Genomic DNA, 16396 nt, shown 5'->3' with positions numbered 1-16396 from the left:
GATCATTGGATGGCGGGCGCGTCAGGCCGTGACCCCTTCGGGCCGGCGGGGTCGGCCAGCTCGAGTTGGGGTAGAAGTGCGGCGACGTCCTGGTGCCAGCCGCGGAGTTCCGCCACCGTGGGCGCGAGCTCGTAGGTGTGATGGTGCATCGCGCGGGACAGGCCGTGCCAGGCGGTGCGCGCCGTCGAGGCTGCTTCGGCACCGGCGAAGGTGGGTAGAACGAGCAGTTGGTTGCGCATGGGGCGGTCGACGACGGAGGGGGCGACCTGGTCCCAGTAGTGCCGCAGCCCCTGTTCGAGGGCGAGGCGGGTCAGACAGGCGGATCCGCGTTGCCAGCAGCGGCGCATGCTGGACGGCGGGTGCAGCAGCAGCTCACTGGCAGCGCTCAGATACGTGTGCGGGCTCACGGCTGACTCAACCTCCCCACCACCGCACGCGCGTCGGACACGAGCCCGGCAAGGTCGCCGGAACTACCGCCGTGCGCGCCACGGTTGGCGAAGGCGACGACCCGCCGGGCTGCGGGGTGCAGCCGTTCCAGCGGTTGGTTCAACTCTTTGCCGGCCCGCCGGTGATCCGACAGGAGCGTCAGCGCGAGGGTCGGTCGCAGACCGTGCGCCTCGCTGATCGCCGCCTCGGTCTCTGCGATCGGCAGCCCGGCCCGGAAGTCACGGGTACGGATCCGCTCGTGGCAGGTGTATTCGAGGGCGTCGCGGATGAGGTTGCAGACGACCGGACGGCGGACCTCGTCGGCCATGTCGTCGTCGCGGACGATGGCCGTCGCGTCGTCAAGGTAGCGCCGGGCGGGGTCGCCGTGCGCGTCACCGGTGACAGTGACCTGGGACTGCGCCAGCCTGCTGACGATGCGAATCCGGGCGTCGAGTTGCAGGTGTCGCACCGCGGCCGGCAGGCGGTCGTCGTGGGTGAAGACGATGACCTGCCGGTGCTTGGCCACCTGGTCCAGGACCTTAGCCAGCCCGTAGACCTTGGCCGGGTCCATGGATTGCACCGGGTCGTCGATGACGAGGAACCGGAACGGGCTCTCGGGCATCGTGGCGCGGGGCAGGAAGAGCGCCAGGGCGAGCGAGTGCAGTTCGCCCTGGCTCATCACCCCCAGCGCCGCCCCGGGTACGCCGTCGACGTTGACCTTCAGGTCCACCCTTCGGTTGGTGCCGGTGCCGGCGAGTTGGATCGCGCCGAGGTCGACGTTGCTCTCCTGCCGCAGCGTGTTCCAGATATCGGTCGCCTCCGCGGCCACCGGTGCGAGCTTGTCGTTACGGATGCTCCCGCCGACCGTCTGTAGCCAGGTGACCGCGGCCTTCAGCGCCGTGAACATCTGGACGGACTGACGACTGGCCTGCTCGGTGTCGATCCAGGCGCGGATCTGGTCAGCGAGCGGCTGCCAGGCGGCCTGCCGGCGTTCGAGCGCCAGCCGTGCTGCCGCCTTGACCGGCTGCAGGACGGTGGTGAGCGCATCGAAGGTGACGAGCGCCGATTCGGCGATCTTGTGCGAGTCGGCGGACCCGATCAGCTCGTCCCAGTGCTGCCATCCGGCCCGGGCGTCGTCGGTGTCCACCCCCTCGGCGCTGAGGTCGACGGCGAGTACGGGCGGCAGCTGGGGCAGCCAGCTCCGCAGCGTGCGGCGCGAACCCCGCTCGAGCTCGTGGGCTTCGTCGAGGCGTTCGGCCCGCTCGGTGAGTCGTCGCAGCTGCGCCTGCGCCTGCTCGGCCCACGCCTCGTCCAGGGTGCGACCCCCGCACACTGGACAGGGCTGGCCCGGGTGGCTGTGGTGATGGCGCAGGGCGTCGCTCAGCAGCCGGGCGAGCGCCCGAGCTTCCTCCACCGGCGTGCCGGCCAGGTCGTCGATCTGTTGCAGCGCCCCACGGAGTCGCTCCAGCTCGCGTACCAGGGCGTCTCGTTCGGGCAGGTCGAGTACGTCGAGCTGGCGCAGCGGCACGAGGGTCGTGTCAGTGGTCGGCTCGTTGGCGGTGGCCAACGCCGCAAGCGCGTCGAGGTCGGCCGCCTTGCCGCTCAGCGCCTGCTCGGCGCGGCGGGCGCGCGGGTCCGGGTGGGCGGCGAGCGCGGTCCGCAGCTGCGGCAGCTGGGCGCCGGCCAGCTTGCGCCGGTCGTCCATCTCCTTACGCGCGGTCTTGAGCATGGTCTCGATTTCGACCAGCCGGCCGAGGCCGAGGATGCGGTGCAGCGAGTCGTGCATCTCGCTGGGACGGCCGCTGAGCAGCCCACCGAGTTCGGCGTAGGAGAGGAACGGGCGGTACAGCTCCAACGGCTGCGCCCATCCGAGGTCCGCAACCGACTGCCGGGGCTTACCGGCGATCTGCAGGAACGTCTCGCCATCGTTGAGCCCTGCCTCGGGCTCCCAGTCGCATTCGACGGTGGCGCCGTTGCGGTGGCCCTCGACCCCGAGTCGTACGTGGATGCGAGGGCTTTCGGTGGCGTGGAGGTTGCGCCAGCCCTCCTGCCAGACCGAGCTGCGGCCGGCCCACCGCTTGTTCTCGCCGGTCAGGGCGAGCTCGGCGGCTTCGGCGAAGCTGGACTTACCCGAGCCGTTGCGACCGGTCACGATGGTCAGTCCCGGTCCGGGTACGAGGTTGAGCGTGGCCGTAGGCCCGATGCCGCGGAACCCGGTCACCTCGATGCTGGCTAGGTAGGTCCCGATCGGTTCCGGGGTTTCGGTGTCGGGCGACGGGGGTGTCGGTCGGCGCGGTGTCGCGCCGCCGAGCACCGAGGCGAGCTCGTCGCCGCCGAGCAGGGCGGCGATGACGAGGTCCTTGGCGGTCTCGGTCAGGTCGGAGTGGTCGAGGTGGTCGAGGATGAGCTGGTCAACGGTGTCGGCTTGAGGGTCGATGCTCATGTGGTGCCTCCTCTCATGGGAGGGGGGCGAGTGGCCGCGCCGGAAGGCGGGGCAACTCGCTGCGTCGGCATGAGGAATCTGACCGGCCGGAAGGGCTGGGCCGGACATGAGGGTGGTACGCCCGGGCGTCGACACCCGGACAGGAAGCATCGGCGGCAGCCGAGGCAAACCTCGGCCCGCTCACTGAAAACGACACTAGCACACTCGGCATTGAAAGCGGTGTCAAACCGTTTACACGCCTCAGGGGTCGTGTAGTGTGATCCGCGAGCAGGACGATGCATGAAATGACAGGACACCGATGCCCAGACATGCCCAGGTGACCGCCGCCGAGATCTCCCGGCTGGCCGGGGTCACGCGCGCCACCGTCAGCAACTGGCGTCGGCGTCACCCAGACTTCCCGGCCCCAACCGGCGGCACGGACACCAGCCCGGCCTACGACTTGGACGCGGTCCAGGGCTGGCTTGCCGCGCGAGGTCAGCTTCCTGCCACCTCACCCGCCGACGACCTGCGCACCGCCATGCGCGCCACTCAGGCCGGCAGCGGCACGCCGACCAGACTGCTACCGCTGGTCCTGGCCGCAGCCCGGATGGCGGACAGCGACCTGAAACAACTCGTCGACCTCCCCAACAGCCAACTGCCCGAGCGGGCCTTGCAGGCGACCCGGCCACACGTCGCCGAGATCCCCGGGATTGCCGACCTCACGTACGACGCGGAGGACGCGGCGCTACTGCGGGCGCTGCTGCGCTGCGTCGCCGACGAGGGAGCTCTGCGCGCCGCGGACGCGCTCGCGGAAGGCGACCACGAAGCCACCAGCGCCGGCGGCATGTACGAGACCCCCGCGCCGGTGGCCACGTTGATGGCCGACCTGCTCGCGGAGCCGGGCGAGCCGTACCCGGAGGCTGTCTTCGACCCTGCCTGCGGCGCTGGCAACCTTCTTCTCGCGGCCGCAGCCCGCGGGGCACGGAAGCTGTACGGCCAGGACATCGTCCCCGCGCAGGCCGCGCAGACCGCCGTACGCCTCGCCCTTCAGCCTGGGGAGACCACCGTTCAGGTGAGCGTGCGTGCCGGCGACAGCATCCGTGCCGACGCCTTCCCGACCCTGACCGCCGAGGCCGTGCTCTGCGCCCCGCCCTACGGCGACCGCGAGTGGGGTCACGACGAGCTGGCGTACGACGCACGGTGGGAGTTCGGCCTGCCGGCGAAGAGCGAGTCGGAGCTCGCCTGGCTCCAGCACTGCTTCGCACACCTGGCAGAGGGTGGACGCGCTGTTCTCCTCATGCCGCCAGCCACCGCCGAGCGCGGTTCAGGCCGCCGGCTTAGAGCCGAGATCCTTCGCACCGGCGTGCTTCGGGCCGTCATTGCCCTACCGCCCGGGGTCGCGCAACCTCTACACGTCGGCCTTCACCTGTGGGTGATCGAACGCCCACACCCGCAGGCCACGTTGCCGCTGAACATCCTCATGGTGGACGCCGCCACGCTCGACGTCTCCCGGCCTGACCAGCCACCAAGCAAGCGCCAAAAGTTGGACTGGCCCGCGCTGCACGACGACGTGCTCAAGGCGTGGAACGACTACGACCGGCATCCAGACAACTTCGACCCCGTTCCGGGCGTCGCTCAAGCCGTTCCCATCATCGACCTGCTCGACGAGACGATTGACCTCACGCCCGCCCGTCACGTCCGGGCCACCCCTGTTCCGGCGATGCCCGACGAGCTCGCCGCGATCGGCCAGGAACTGCGTTCCAGGCTACGGCGGGCAGCCACGGGGTTGATCACTTTGAGCGGCGGCGAGGCCTGGCCGCCCGTCGGCGCCGCTCCCCTGTCCTGGCGCACCGCCAGCATCGCCGATCTCCTACGTGGCGACGCGCTGGAGCTCCTGCGGGTGCCAGCGGCGATCCGCAGTTCAACACCCGTCGCAACAGACCCGTCCGCGCCGCCCACCCTGACCGCCCGAGACGTGATGTCACACCGCCCCGCCTCCGGCCACGCCGAGGAGGAACCCTCGGGCACCGAGATCGAGATCCGGGAGGGTGACGTCATCCTTCCGGAACTGCTGCAGAACGGCGCAGGCACCGCCCGGGTCGCCGACGCCCGCGACGCCGGCCTCCACCTTGGTCGGCACCTTCATCTCCTGCGACCCGATCCCACCCGCCTCGACCCGTGGTTCCTGGCCGGCTTCCTGGCTGCCGAGGAGAATCTCAGCGCCGCGTCGTCTGGCTCCACCGTGATCCGCCTCGACCCGCGCCGCCTGCGGGTGCCGCTGCTGCCCCTCGCCGAGCAGCGGCGCTACGGCAAGGCATTCCGCCAACTGAACGCCCTGCGCACGGCGGCCGACATCGCCAGCCGCCTCGCCGACGAGACGGCCCGCACCCTTGCGGCGGGGCTCGCCGGCGGCGCGCTGCAACCACCAGGCGCCGATCAGACGCCATCCTGAACCTGACCCGACTCCCCCAGCCACCTCAGCACCGACTCTTCGGAAGGACCCCGTTGAACAGCAGCAAGCACACCGAACTGGCAAACCACGCCTGGTCGGTCGCCGATCTCCTACGTGGTGACTACAAGCAGTCCGACTACGGCAAGGTGATCCTGCCCTTCACCGTGCTGCGCCGGCTGGAATGCGTCCTGGAGCCGACCCGGGAGAAGGTGCTGGAGACGCACGACAGGTTCGGCGGCCAAGACGTCGACGTGGCCCGCTTCCTGCGCCGCGCCTCCGGCCACAGCTTCTACAACACCAGCCGCTACACCCTGAAGCTGGTCGCCAACGACTCCAGCCAGGCCGCAAAGCATCTCCTCGCGTACATCGGGGCGTTCTCCGAGAACGCGCAGGAGGTGCTGCACCGCTACGAGTTCCCGCAGCAGATCCGCCGACTCGACGCCGCGAACCTGCTCTACAAGGTAGTCGGCCGCTTCGCGGACCTGGACCTGCGGCCGGTCGAGCTAGACGAGCACGGCGAGGTGGTCAAGGACGAGCGCGGGCAGCCCAAGGTCGTCGTCTCCAACCACCAGATGGGGTACGTCTTCGAGGAGCTGATTCGGCGCTTCGCGGAACAGTCCAACGAGACCGCCGGTGAGCACTTCACCCCGCGCGAGGTCATCGAGCTGATGGTGAACCTGCTGGTCGCCCCCGACGACGACGCGCTCAGCATCCCCGGCGTGGTGCGGACCGTGATGGACCCGGCCTGTGGCACCGGCGGCATGTTGAGCGCGGCCGAGGAGCACATCACCAAGCTGAACCCGTCGTCGACGGTGCAGGTATTCGGTCAGGAGCTGAATCCGGAGTCCTGGGCAATCTGCCGATCCGACATGATGATCAAGGGACAGGACCCGGAGAACATCAAGTTCGGCAACTCGTTCAGCGACGACGGCCACCGGGGCGAACGCTTCGACTACCTGCTGGCCAACCCGCCGTTTGGGGTCGAGTGGAAGAAGGTCAAGGACGAGATCGAAAAGGAGTACGAGTCACTCGGCGACGACGGCAGGTTCGGCGCCGGCCTGCCGCGGATCAACGACGGCTCGCTGCTCTTCCTCCAGCACATGATTTCAAAAATGAAACCGGTCACCGCCGACGGCAAGGGCGGCAGCCGGGTCGCGATCGTCTTCAACGGCTCGCCGCTGTTCACGGGAGCTGCGGAGTCCGGTGAGTCTCGGATCCGCCAGTGGATCATAAAGAACGACTGGTTGGAGGGGATCGTTGCTCTGCCCGACCAGCTCTTCTACAACACCGGCATCTCCACGTACTTTTGGATCCTTACCAACCGCAAGTCGCCCGACCACGCGGGCAAGGTGGTGTTGCTCGACGCCCGCGACTACTTCGCCAAGATGCGCAAGTCCCTCGGCGACAAGCGCAAGTACCTGACGGGCGAGCAGATCGGCGAGATCACCCGCCTCTACACCGAGGCGCTGCACGTCGCCGACGACCCCGAGCACCCGCTGCACCAGAAGGTCAAGGTCTTCGCCAACGAGGACTTCGGCTACCGACGGATTACCGTCGAACGGCCACTCAAACTCCGCTTCGAGGTCACCGAGGAAACCCTGACCCAGGTACGCGAGTCGAAGCCGATCCAGAAAAGCCTCGACGTTGGCGCGTTCGAGACTGTGCTCAAGCCGCTGATGGGACGTTCGTGGCTGACCAAGCGGGCCGCCTGGGACGCGGTCCGCTCGGCGATGGCCGAGGCCGGCGTCCTCTGGCCGGCCGGCGTCCCCTTCCAGAAGGCGCTGCGAGAGGTCATCGGCGTGCGCGACCCGGAGGGCGAGGTGCAGTTCGTCAAGGGCAAGCCCGAACCCGACTCGGAGTTGCGCGACTACGAAAACGTGCCGCTGCGCGAGGACGTCGAGGAGTACCTGCGCCGCGAAGTCCACCCACACGTCCCCGATGCCTGGATCGACCACACCAAGACCAAGATCGGGTACGAGATCCCTCTGACCCGCCACTTCTACGTGTACAAGCCCCCGAGGCCCCTCGCTGAGATCGACGCCGAACTCAAGGCCCTCGAGGCCGAGATTCAAACCCTCCTCGGCGAGGTGACGAATTGAGCTCCGCGGATGGAATTTACTTTTCGCAGCTACCCCTGCGGCGATTCCTGCGAGAGATAGTAGACGGTCCATTCGGAAGTTCCCTGACCAGCAGCCACTATTCAGACGAAGGTGCCCGTGTCGTTCGACTCGGCAACATCGGCGCAGCACATTTTAGAGGTTCCGACGCCGTCTACATTCCGCACGAATACTTCCGGCAACTGCAACGCCATGAGGTCAAGCCAGGCGACTTGCTCATAGCTGGACTCGGCGATGAGCGGCATCCGGTCGGCCGCGCATGTATCGCCCCAGAAGGCCTTGGTCCAGCCATTGTCAAAGCGGACTGTTTTCGAGCGCGCCTAGACGAGCGTCGAGTTACCCATCGTTTCGCCGCATGGGCGCTTAGCTCCTCCCTCGTAAGCGACCAAGTTGCGGCACTGTCTCGTGGATCTACGCGCACTCGAATAAATCTCGATGTAGCGCGTGAGATCCAAATTCCGGTCCCCAGCCCAGAGGAGCAGCGCCGCATCGCCGACTACCTCGACGCCGAAACCGCCCGGATCGACAACCTCATGCAGCAAGCGCGACGCGGCTTGACGATGCTGGATGAGCGGCGAAGCGCTACGGTGTTCAACGCTGTCACGGGTCGTGATCTCGCCGAGAAAAAGAAGGGTTCGAGTCTCGGTTGGGTCGACTCGCTGCCGGAAAGCTGGCCAGTCATTCCCTTGAAATGGGCTGCAAAGATCGGCAGTGGCCACACCCCCAGTCGAACTCGTCCCGAGTACTGGGAGAACTGCACGATACCGTGGATTTCGCTCTTCGACGTTGGAAGGATGCGCAACCCAAGGCAGGAGCGTCTGTCCGAAACGACGCAAAAGATCAGTGAGTTGGGGGTGGCCAATTCCTCGGCATGCCTCCATCCGGCTGGAACCGTTGTCCTCTCCCGCACCGCATCCGTGGGATTTTCAACTATCATGGATGCCGATATGGCCGTTAGCCAGCACTTCGTTACATGGACTAGCGGAGAGCGACTCTCGCCCGAATATCTGCTATACACACTACGGGCTATGTGGCAGTATTTCGAGAGCGTTCAGGTTGGAACGACGAACGTAACTGTTTTTATGCCCGACCTGAATGCGATCCGGGTGCCCGTGCCGCCGACAAACGTTCAAAGGTCGATTGTTAACAGGATTCGAGCTGATGCGAATCGAATCGATGCTCTCTCGGACACCTTTGGCAGCCAGATTAAGCTCCTTACAGAGCGGCGGCAGGCGTTGATTACTGCGGCGGTGACCGGACAGGTTGATGTGTCGACGGCGAGTGAACGAGGAATCGAGGCCTGAGCTGCAATGAGCCCCATCCATCACGAGTCCGCGTTCGGTGACGCGATCGTCGCCGCCCTCCTCGGCAACGGCTGGGCGGAGGGCACCCGGGCCGACTACCGTCCCGAGCTCGGCCTCGACACCGGCCAGCTCTTCACCTTCATCGGAGCGACCCAGGCGCAGGAGTGGGAGAGCCTGGTAATTCGCTGCGGCAGCGACCGCGATGCAGCACAGCGTGAGTTCGCGAGAGGGCTCGATCGGGCGATCACGGACGACGGGGTGCTAAACGTCCTCCGCAAGGGATTCAGAGTTCACGGCCTGCGGTTCCGGGTGGCGTACTTCAAGCCGTCCTTCGTGGAATCGGAGGCGATCCTGGCCGACTACCGCAAGAACCGCCTCACCGTGGTCCGGGAGTTGGAGTACGCGACCAAGCAGGCCGACCGGGGCAACCGGCTCGACCTGACCCTCTTCCTCAACGGCATCCCGGTCGTCACTGCCGAGCTGAAGAACCCACTCACGGGTTCCGGGGTGGAGCACGCCAAGGAGCAGTACCGGACCGACCGAGACCCCACCGAGCTGATCTTCTCGCGCCGGGTAATCGCGAACTTCGCGATCGACCCGGACCTGGTCTTCGTCACTACGCAGCTGCGGGGGGCGCAGACCAGGTTCCTGCCGTTCAATACCGGCAGCGAAGGTCCGGGGCGTCCCGGCGGAAAGGGCAACCCACCGGCCACCGAGTACGGGAAGTACGCCACCTCCTACCTGTGGGACGAGATCTGGCAGCGGGACAACTGGCTCGACCTGCTGGAGCGCTTTGTCCACCTGCATCAGGAGAAGGTTGCGGGCGGTCGTACCCGAAAGACCTTGGTCTTCCCGCGTTATCACCAGTGGCATGCTGTGAAGCGGCTGACCGCGCACGCGGCTCGGCACGGTGCCGGACACAACTACCTGCTGATGGCGTCAGCTGGCTCTGGAAAGTCGAACGCCATTGCCTGGCTCGCCCACCGGCTCTCGTCGCTGCACACCTTGAGCGACCCGGCGGCGCTCGACCCGGACGCGCTTGCGGCCGGCGTCAAGCCGGGCAGCCCGGTCTTCGACAAGGTCATCATCATCACCGACCGGCGGAACCTGGACTCTCAGCTCCGGGACACCGTCGGCAGCTTCGAGCAGACCGCCGGGCTCGTCGTGAAGATTGACGAGAAGCACGGCGCGAAGTCCGAGCAGCTCGCCAAGGCACTGTCCCAGGAAACCGGCAAGATCGTCACGGTCACCCTGGCCACCTTCCCAGCCCTCAGGGATTACCTGCAGCGCAATCCGACCGAGATCCGCGGCAGCCGGTTCGCCATCATTGTGGATGAGGCGCACTCCTCCCAGGCGGGTGAAGCGGCCACCGACGTGCGGCGGGTGCTGCGCGACCTCGGTCTGGACGCCGAGTCTGATGACCCGGGTGCGACCAGCGCCGCCGGGCCACGCACCACCGAGGAGAAGCTGGCGGCGAGCGTCCGCAAGCGGCAGCGCAGCTCGAACCTCTCCTACTTCGCCTTCACCGCCACCCCGAAGCACAAGACCCTGGAGCTCTTCGGCACCCTCGGCGAGGACGGCAAGTACCACCCGTTCCACGTCTATTCGATGCGGCAGGCGATCGAGGAGGGCTTCATCCTCGACCCACTGCGCAACTACGTCACCTACGACACCTACTGGAAGCTGGTCAACGCGAACCCGGACGAGCGGGAGGTCGACTCGTCCAAGGCGAATAAGGAACTCGCCCGGTACGCACTGACCCACGACTCCACCGTCGCCCAGCACGCGCAGATCATCGTCGAGCACTTCCGGGCGCACACCGCCGGGCGGCTCGGCGGTCGGGCCAAGGCGATGGTCGTCACCTCCTCCCGGCTGAGCGCCGTGCAGATGTCCCGGGCGATCAAGCGGTACCTCGACGACCGCGACTACCCCGACCCGGGCGTCCTGGTGGCCTTCTCCGGCACCCTCACCTACGAAGGCGCGGAAGTCACCGAGTCGAAGGAGAACGGCGGCCTGCCGGAGACCGCCCTGCCGAAGGCGTTCGCCTACACCCGGGCCGACGACAAGACCGCCCGTGCCGGCACCGCAGCTGGCCAGCGCGAGTACCGCATCCTGGTCGTCGCGGAGAAGTATCAGACCGGCTTCGACCAGCCGCTGTTGACCACGATGTACGTCAACAAGAAGCTTCACGGTGTCTCAGCCGTGCAGACGCTGTCCCGGCTCAACCGCACCGCCGACCGCAAGAGCCAGGGAGACCTGGCGGTGCTGGACTTCGTCAACGACGCCGAGGAGATCAAGGAGGCGTTCCGGCCGTACTTCGAAGAAGCCGAGACCCTTCCCTCGGACCCCAACCTGCTCTACACCGCGCAGAGCCGGGTGATGTCCGCGCAGCTGCTGGTCGAGGCGGAGATGCAGGAGTTCGTCGAGGCATACCTGGCGGCCGAGGAGCAGGCCGCCGGCAACGCGGCGAAGTGGGAGAAGCTGCACGCCGAGCTCTACCGGCACCTCCAGCCCGCCGTCGACCGCTTCGACGTGCTGCTCAACCGCGAGGACGAGTCGGACTGGGAGGCCGCTGAGACGTTCCGCGGCGACCTCACCGACTACGTCCGCAAGTACGGCTTCCTCGCCCAGATCGTCCCCTACGCCGACTCGGAGCTGGAACGGCTCTACCTCTACGGCCGGCATCTGCTCAACCGGCTGGGTCGTAGGGGCGACGGGGGCGTCGATGTCGGCGAGGTCGACCTCAGTCACCTGCGGGTAGAGAAGACCGGCGAGCACGACGTCAGCCTCAACCCGGAGGGCGCCGCTGAGATGAAGGGGTTCGGCGACGGCTCCGGCGGGGCGAAGGAACCGGAGAAGTCCCTGCTCTCCGAGCTGGTCGACCGGTTCAACGAGCGGTTTGGCACCAGCTTCACCGACGATGACGTGGTCAAGCCGTTGAACGAGGCGATGGCCGACCCGAAGGTCCGCCAAGCCGCGGTCGCCAACGACGAGGAGAACTTCGGCCACGTCTTCGGGCCGGTCTTCGAGGAAAAGATGATGGACCACTTCGAGACCGCCGCCGACCTCGGTCGCCGCTACTTCGGTCCGGAGCCCGACTTCCGCAGCTCGCTCAACCGCAGCGCCCGCAGCGCCGCCTGGCGACTGATCCGCCGGCAGGAGGGGGTCGTCGACGACGAGGCGGCCTGACCCACTGATGCCGTCGCGGCACCAACGTGACACGCCGCGGCGGCAACCCTGGACGATGATCGGTTCGACCGCAACACTGACCATTCTGGCTGGGACAGTCGCAGGGGTGGGGGCAACATGCGGGCAGAGCCGATCGCCGGTCGATACGAGCGGGTCGAGGAAATCGGCTCCGGCGGCATGGGGCACGTCTGGCGCGGCTACGACAGCATCCTCGACCGTGAGGTCGCCATCAAACTCATCCGCGTCGAGGCCGTGCAAACCCCGCAGCAGGCGGAAGAGTTCGCCAAGCGTTTCCGCCGCGAGGCCCGCGTCACCGCACGCATCCAACACCACGGCGTACCCCAGGTGTACGACGCGGTCCTCGACCGCTCCTACGACCGGCTCTACCTGGTGATGGAGTTTGTTCGCGGCACCGCCCTGCGGGCCTTCATCGACCCACAGCATCCGCTGCCGGTCACCTGGGCAGCCGCTATCGCCGCGCAGATCTGCACCGTCCTCTCCCACGCCCACGCCATCCCCGTCGTGCACCGCGACCTCAAACCCGACAACGTCCTGGTCACCGCTGATGGGGCTATCAAGCTCCTCGACTTCGGCATCGCCGCCATCCTGCGCACCGACGTCACCCGCCTCACCGCAACCGGCAGCGCCCTCGGCACCCACCACTACATGCCGCCCGAGCAGATCCAGAACGCACAGATCACGCCACAGAGCGACCTATACGCCCTGGGCTGCGTCCTGCACGAACTCCTCGCCGGACAGCGGGTCTTCGCCGGCGGCAGCGACTTCGAACTGTGGCACCAGCACGTCACCGAGCCGCCACCACCTCTACGGACGCTCCGCCACGACATGCCCGCAGCGATCGAGGAGCTGGTCCTCGATCTGCTGGCCAAAGCCCCAGAGGACCGGCCGGCGGACGCCTACGACGTCTACGAGCGACTGCTGCCCTTCCTGCCCCTACCTGGATCGGCACCGCCCGCCTCCGAGCACGCGAGCAGCGCGATGCCCGACCCGACGCTGGTGTACCGCCGACCCAACGCGCCCCGTCGCCGGCCCGCGCCCGCCCCCGTGGTCCCGGCGCCGCGCAGTGAGACGTCAACCGACAATCCGGCGGCGGTTCTGCAGACCGAGGTTCGAGACGCGATCAAGGCTGCGGTCTCGCAATCCGATGAGCTGCTGGACGACGAACGCTTTGCCCAGGCCGCCGAGGTGCTCGAGGGCGTAATCGGCCCCGCCAGCGAGGCACTCGGCGCCGAGAGTCCCCGCGTGCTGGGACTACGATCACGGCGAGCGGCCATTCTCATCATCGGCGGGGACTTCCGGCGCGCGCTGCCGGAGTTCGACGCCCTCGCCGCCGCGTACGCCCGTACCGCTGGCCCCACCAGCGAGGACGCGTTGGAATGCCTGCGGCAGGCAGCCCACTGCCGGGCGGAACTCGGCCAGGCCACCACAGCCCTGCGCCAGTTCCGGCAGGTGCTGACGCACGTACGCGCCGCCTCCGGCGACGTCTCCCCCACGGCTCTCGACCTACGTTTCAACATCGGCATACTGCTGGTCTCCGAAGACAAGGCCGCCCAGGCCGCGGACGAGCTGCAACCGCTGCACGACGACCTCTGCGTGGTGTACGGCCCAGATCATGAACTGACCCGGGAAGTCGCCGACCTGCTTGCCCGGCTCCGACTCGCCGCCGACGGATAGATCCGCCACCGCGGTCTGCTCAGGTTTCCCCCGCGTGTTGCCCGGGGTTGCTCCCGGCCTCGATGATCTCTATGCTTCCTGGGCGTCAAGAGTGGTCAGCGTCAAGCCTCCCGGCTTGCTGACCCGGCAACCGCGCCACCCGCGCACGGTGCCCCCGGGGGAAGACCAGGCCGACCGCAAGCCGCGGCACGGCAAGAGCGGGTGCCTCGTGGCACCGGAGAGCGAGTTCATCGTGCCATTGGAAGAGCTGGACCTGACTGCTTTCGCGGTCTGCCTGACCTGCGGGCACCTCCGCGATGGCGCCCCACGCGAGCAGCGGTGCCGCTGCCAGCCGCGTACGCCGGAGTGGGAGCAGCAGTGGCAGGGCCAGGACATCCCCAGTGACCTCGACCTGTGTGTGTTGTGCGTCCGGGACACGGTGACCACCCGAACCCGGTGGTCGTGGCTGGCCTGCGAGACCTGCCGACACGTCTCGCAGGTCGTCGGAGAACGGTACGGCCACCGCGCCGCACTGCCGCTGGGCCGGCACTCGCTCATGAACGGCGACGTGGTTCAGCCGCCGACGGCCACGAACACCGAGGTCGCTGCCTCGATGGTGGCCTCCACGCGGCGTTGCGACGAGCTGCGTGAGTGGCAGCAGGTGGAGTTCGCCCGGCTCACCGAGCCACTACGCCCAGTCGGCCCAAGCGTGCCGCTGGCCGAGTGGCAGCGGCAGTTGCCGCCGTCGCTTGGAGCAAGCGTCGACGCTTTCGACCGCTACGGCGTCCTGCCCGTACCCAACGACCTCAGCAGCCTCCGCCAGGCCCAGAACGAATTCCTGTCCACCGCTCGTTGACCGCCAGTCCAGTCAGCGGCTGCTGTGGCTACCCGGTACCGCCAATGACCGAAGAAGCGGTCGGCCGCAGAACAGAGCACTAACTGCGTCGCTGAACCCGCTTACCCTTCCGCAGATAGCGGTAGAGTTCGTCGGCCGAACAGAGCACACGTAGGCCAGGAAGCGTTTCACTTAGCCCTGCATTAGGTACAAATGCCGGAAATGGAGTGACTACAACACCGTGAATGTGTACTTCCGGTGAGATCGTGTAGTTCTTGCCTATTCGACTCGTCCGCAAATACGAAATGATTCTCTGCCACTTCACTAAGTCCGCTTCCAGCTTAATTCGCACGGCGCGCACAGCTTTGAAGTCACCTATCGAATACTCAAGCGAGTACGGATAGCTCTTCGCGCTAACCAGGAGAAGATCTTTACCCATGACCGCGACAGCGTCCACATCCGTCAAAGACGAATCGTCGGGTCGCCTGAGAATCTTTCTCAACGAGAGGTACTCCGCGCTCGGCTTCCATGGCGTTCGATCAATAAGCGATTGGATGTCGTCCTCGAATCGGAAGCCTCGTGCATTACTTGCAACACCTCCATTAGCCGACGCAAGCAGGAGGCGTCGCGCCAGCAGGTCGGTTGCCGCGAGCACATCCACAAGGATCTCCTCGCCACCCTTAACGCTTCGAATCAAAGGGCCAGGTAAGACCGGAAACCGACTTACTGGGAGGCGCGTAAGTTCCCGCAGAGTCGCACCGAAGAGAGGTGGTTCCGGATCGACCCCCAGGCAGCCCCGCATGACGCGCAAGTCGCTCGAGCGGTCGGCATAAGACTGGCTGAGTAGGCTGCGAGCGGTGCGAACGTATCCGAGACGTCGAACCTGCCACTCCATCGCTTCGCGAGTCATATGCTTATCACCAGAGAAGCAATGCAACAATGCGAGGAGTGCCGGCAGGTCTCCACTAAACCAACTGCGATCATCGCCAGGAAGGTCTGCCACGGTATCGAGATAGGGCTTGATGTCCAGCAGGCCAGTCTCGTAACGCAACTCCATGCCTCGACCACGGGCGTCTTCATCTACTTCCGCCGGGACCGCACGAATCTCTGGCGTCCGGGACTGAGTGCACGCGAAGATCGTTGAGGCTGAAGAAGTATCGGTCTCAATCGCAAATTCTGCGCCGGCCACCGCGATCAAGCTCAGCCCGGGAACAATCCTTCTATCGTATGCTGATATAGCAGATTCCAGCTCTTCTTGATGTTCACAATAGGGTGGCCAATCAGATCGAATTACGACACGCCCGCCCTTCCCAGCCTTGCGTGCAGTGCCCGCAAGGAGAACAAAATGCGCCGTCGCAACAATCTGCTCAAGCACCTCCAGCGCATCTTCTTTGCTCAAGGAATAGTAAGTTATTGCCCCTCGGCGAATAGGGGCGGTTCTAGATGGACCGGCGGTCGCGCTCAACGGCAATAGGCGTGCGACGCTCTGCCGAAGACTATCTAGTTGCCACTCTTCCACATCGGCGGGATGACTAAGCGCCCCCTGCACGAAAATGGCTAACCTGCGGGCGGGGATGCGGCGCACTACATAGAGCCACTTCGCTGCATCCCAGCCAGGAAGAGTGAGTCGTTTTCCCCATGCACTTAGCAGACTGTCCATGAATCCCGTGGCGGCTTCGTGCTGGAGAACCGCTCCGGCTTTCCCTACCTCAATACCCCCTGGGAGGAGCTGAGCCGCCAAACCGATGAGCTCCCTGCGGATTTGGGTGTAAACACTAATCATCGTCGCAATTTCGATACCCGAGAAGGCGCATTCAACATGATCTTGAATGACGTCAAGTCGAGAGACAGCCTTGCGCCTTCTGATTGTCGTCCTCGATCGAGCGCCCATGACGAAATGCTACAACAATGGCTACAAGTCTTGTACCCTTATCGCTCGGTAAATCGACGGATGAGGATGGGTTTACGCGGGCGGCG

9 protein-coding genes and 1 riboswitch are annotated in these 16396 nt (G+C 66.3%); of the genes, 6 read left to right on the top strand and 3 right to left on the bottom strand.

Annotated elements, in window-relative coordinates; all coding sequences use genetic code 11:
• Nucleotides 1-2: 2 nt before the first annotated feature.
• Nucleotides 3-407 carry a hypothetical protein gene (locus tag MILUP08_RS14250; protein ID WP_007458732.1) on the bottom strand — a complete coding sequence of 135 codons (405 nt, stop codon included), beginning with the start codon at nucleotides 405-407 and terminating at the stop codon, nucleotides 3-5.
• On the bottom strand, nucleotides 404-2869 hold the full coding sequence (locus MILUP08_RS14245; protein WP_007458731.1) for an AAA family ATPase: 2466 nt from the start codon (nucleotides 2867-2869) through the stop codon (nucleotides 404-406). Before MILUP08_RS14245 ends, MILUP08_RS14250 begins: the two co-directional genes overlap by 4 nt.
• A 298-nt stretch (nucleotides 2870-3167) precedes the next feature.
• On the opposite strand from MILUP08_RS14245, the gene MILUP08_RS14240 reads away from it, so the two are divergent.
• The 6 genes from MILUP08_RS14240 (at nucleotide 3168) to MILUP08_RS14220 (ending at nucleotide 14440) form a co-directional block, all read left to right on the top strand.
• On the top strand, nucleotides 3168-5300 hold the full coding sequence (locus tag MILUP08_RS14240) for an N-6 DNA methylase (RefSeq protein WP_007458730.1): 2133 nt from the start codon (nucleotides 3168-3170) through the stop codon (nucleotides 5298-5300).
• Nucleotides 5301-5353: 53 nt separating this feature from the next.
• On the top strand, nucleotides 5354-7399 hold the full coding sequence (locus MILUP08_RS14235; protein ID WP_007458729.1) for a type I restriction-modification system subunit M: 2046 nt from the start codon (nucleotides 5354-5356) through the stop codon (nucleotides 7397-7399).
• The gene (locus MILUP08_RS34525) at nucleotides 7396-8721 is read left to right on the top strand and encodes a restriction endonuclease subunit S (protein WP_007458727.1); all 1326 of its coding nucleotides are present in this window, start codon (nucleotides 7396-7398) and stop codon (nucleotides 8719-8721) included. Before MILUP08_RS14235 ends, MILUP08_RS34525 begins: the two co-directional genes overlap by 4 nt.
• 6 nt (nucleotides 8722-8727) lie before the next feature.
• A complete protein-coding gene (locus MILUP08_RS14230) occupies nucleotides 8728-11910 on the top strand; it encodes a type I restriction endonuclease subunit R (protein WP_007458726.1) in 3183 nt (1060 codons plus the stop codon).
• A 117-nt stretch (nucleotides 11911-12027) separates the two neighbouring features.
• On the top strand, nucleotides 12028-13605 hold the full coding sequence (locus tag MILUP08_RS14225; RefSeq protein WP_007458725.1) for a serine/threonine-protein kinase: 1578 nt from the start codon (nucleotides 12028-12030) through the stop codon (nucleotides 13603-13605).
• An 83-nt stretch (nucleotides 13606-13688) separates the two neighbouring features.
• A riboswitch (SAM riboswitch) is annotated at nucleotides 13689-13809 on the top strand.
• A gap of 28 nt (nucleotides 13810-13837) precedes the next feature.
• A complete protein-coding gene (locus MILUP08_RS14220) occupies nucleotides 13838-14440 on the top strand; it encodes a hypothetical protein (protein ID WP_237747070.1) in 603 nt (200 codons plus the stop codon).
• A gap of 79 nt (nucleotides 14441-14519) precedes the next feature.
• Here the strand turns inward: MILUP08_RS14220 and MILUP08_RS35285 are convergent, their stop codons facing one another.
• Nucleotides 14520-16310, bottom strand: a complete 1791-nt coding sequence (locus tag MILUP08_RS35285) for a hypothetical protein (RefSeq protein WP_007458723.1) — start codon at nucleotides 16308-16310, stop codon at nucleotides 14520-14522.
• Nucleotides 16311-16396 lie beyond the last annotated feature (86 nt).

This window comes from Micromonospora lupini str. Lupac 08, assembly GCF_000297395.2.
In the GTDB taxonomy this organism is placed as follows: domain Bacteria; phylum Actinomycetota; class Actinomycetes; order Mycobacteriales; family Micromonosporaceae; genus Micromonospora; species Micromonospora lupini.
Note: the sequence above shows the minus strand (reverse complement) of the source record. Positions and strands in the feature narration are given on the sequence as shown.

Excerpts from the sequence above, each read along its gene's own strand:
- MILUP08_RS14240 (WP_007458730.1), top strand. The coding sequence starts at position 3,168 with ATGCCCAGACATGCCCAGGTGACCGCCGCCGAGATCTCCCGGCTGGCC.
- MILUP08_RS14230 (WP_007458726.1), top strand. The coding sequence starts at position 8,728 with ATGAGCCCCATCCATCACGAGTCCGCGTTCGGTGACGCGATCGTCGCC.
- MILUP08_RS35285 (WP_007458723.1), bottom strand. The coding sequence starts at position 16,310 with ATGGGCGCTCGATCGAGGACGACAATCAGAAGGCGCAAGGCTGTCTCT.
- MILUP08_RS14245 (WP_007458731.1), bottom strand. The coding sequence starts at position 2,869 with ATGAGCATCGACCCTCAAGCCGACACCGTTGACCAGCTCATCCTCGAC.
- MILUP08_RS14225 (WP_007458725.1), top strand. The coding sequence starts at position 12,028 with ATGCGGGCAGAGCCGATCGCCGGTCGATACGAGCGGGTCGAGGAAATC.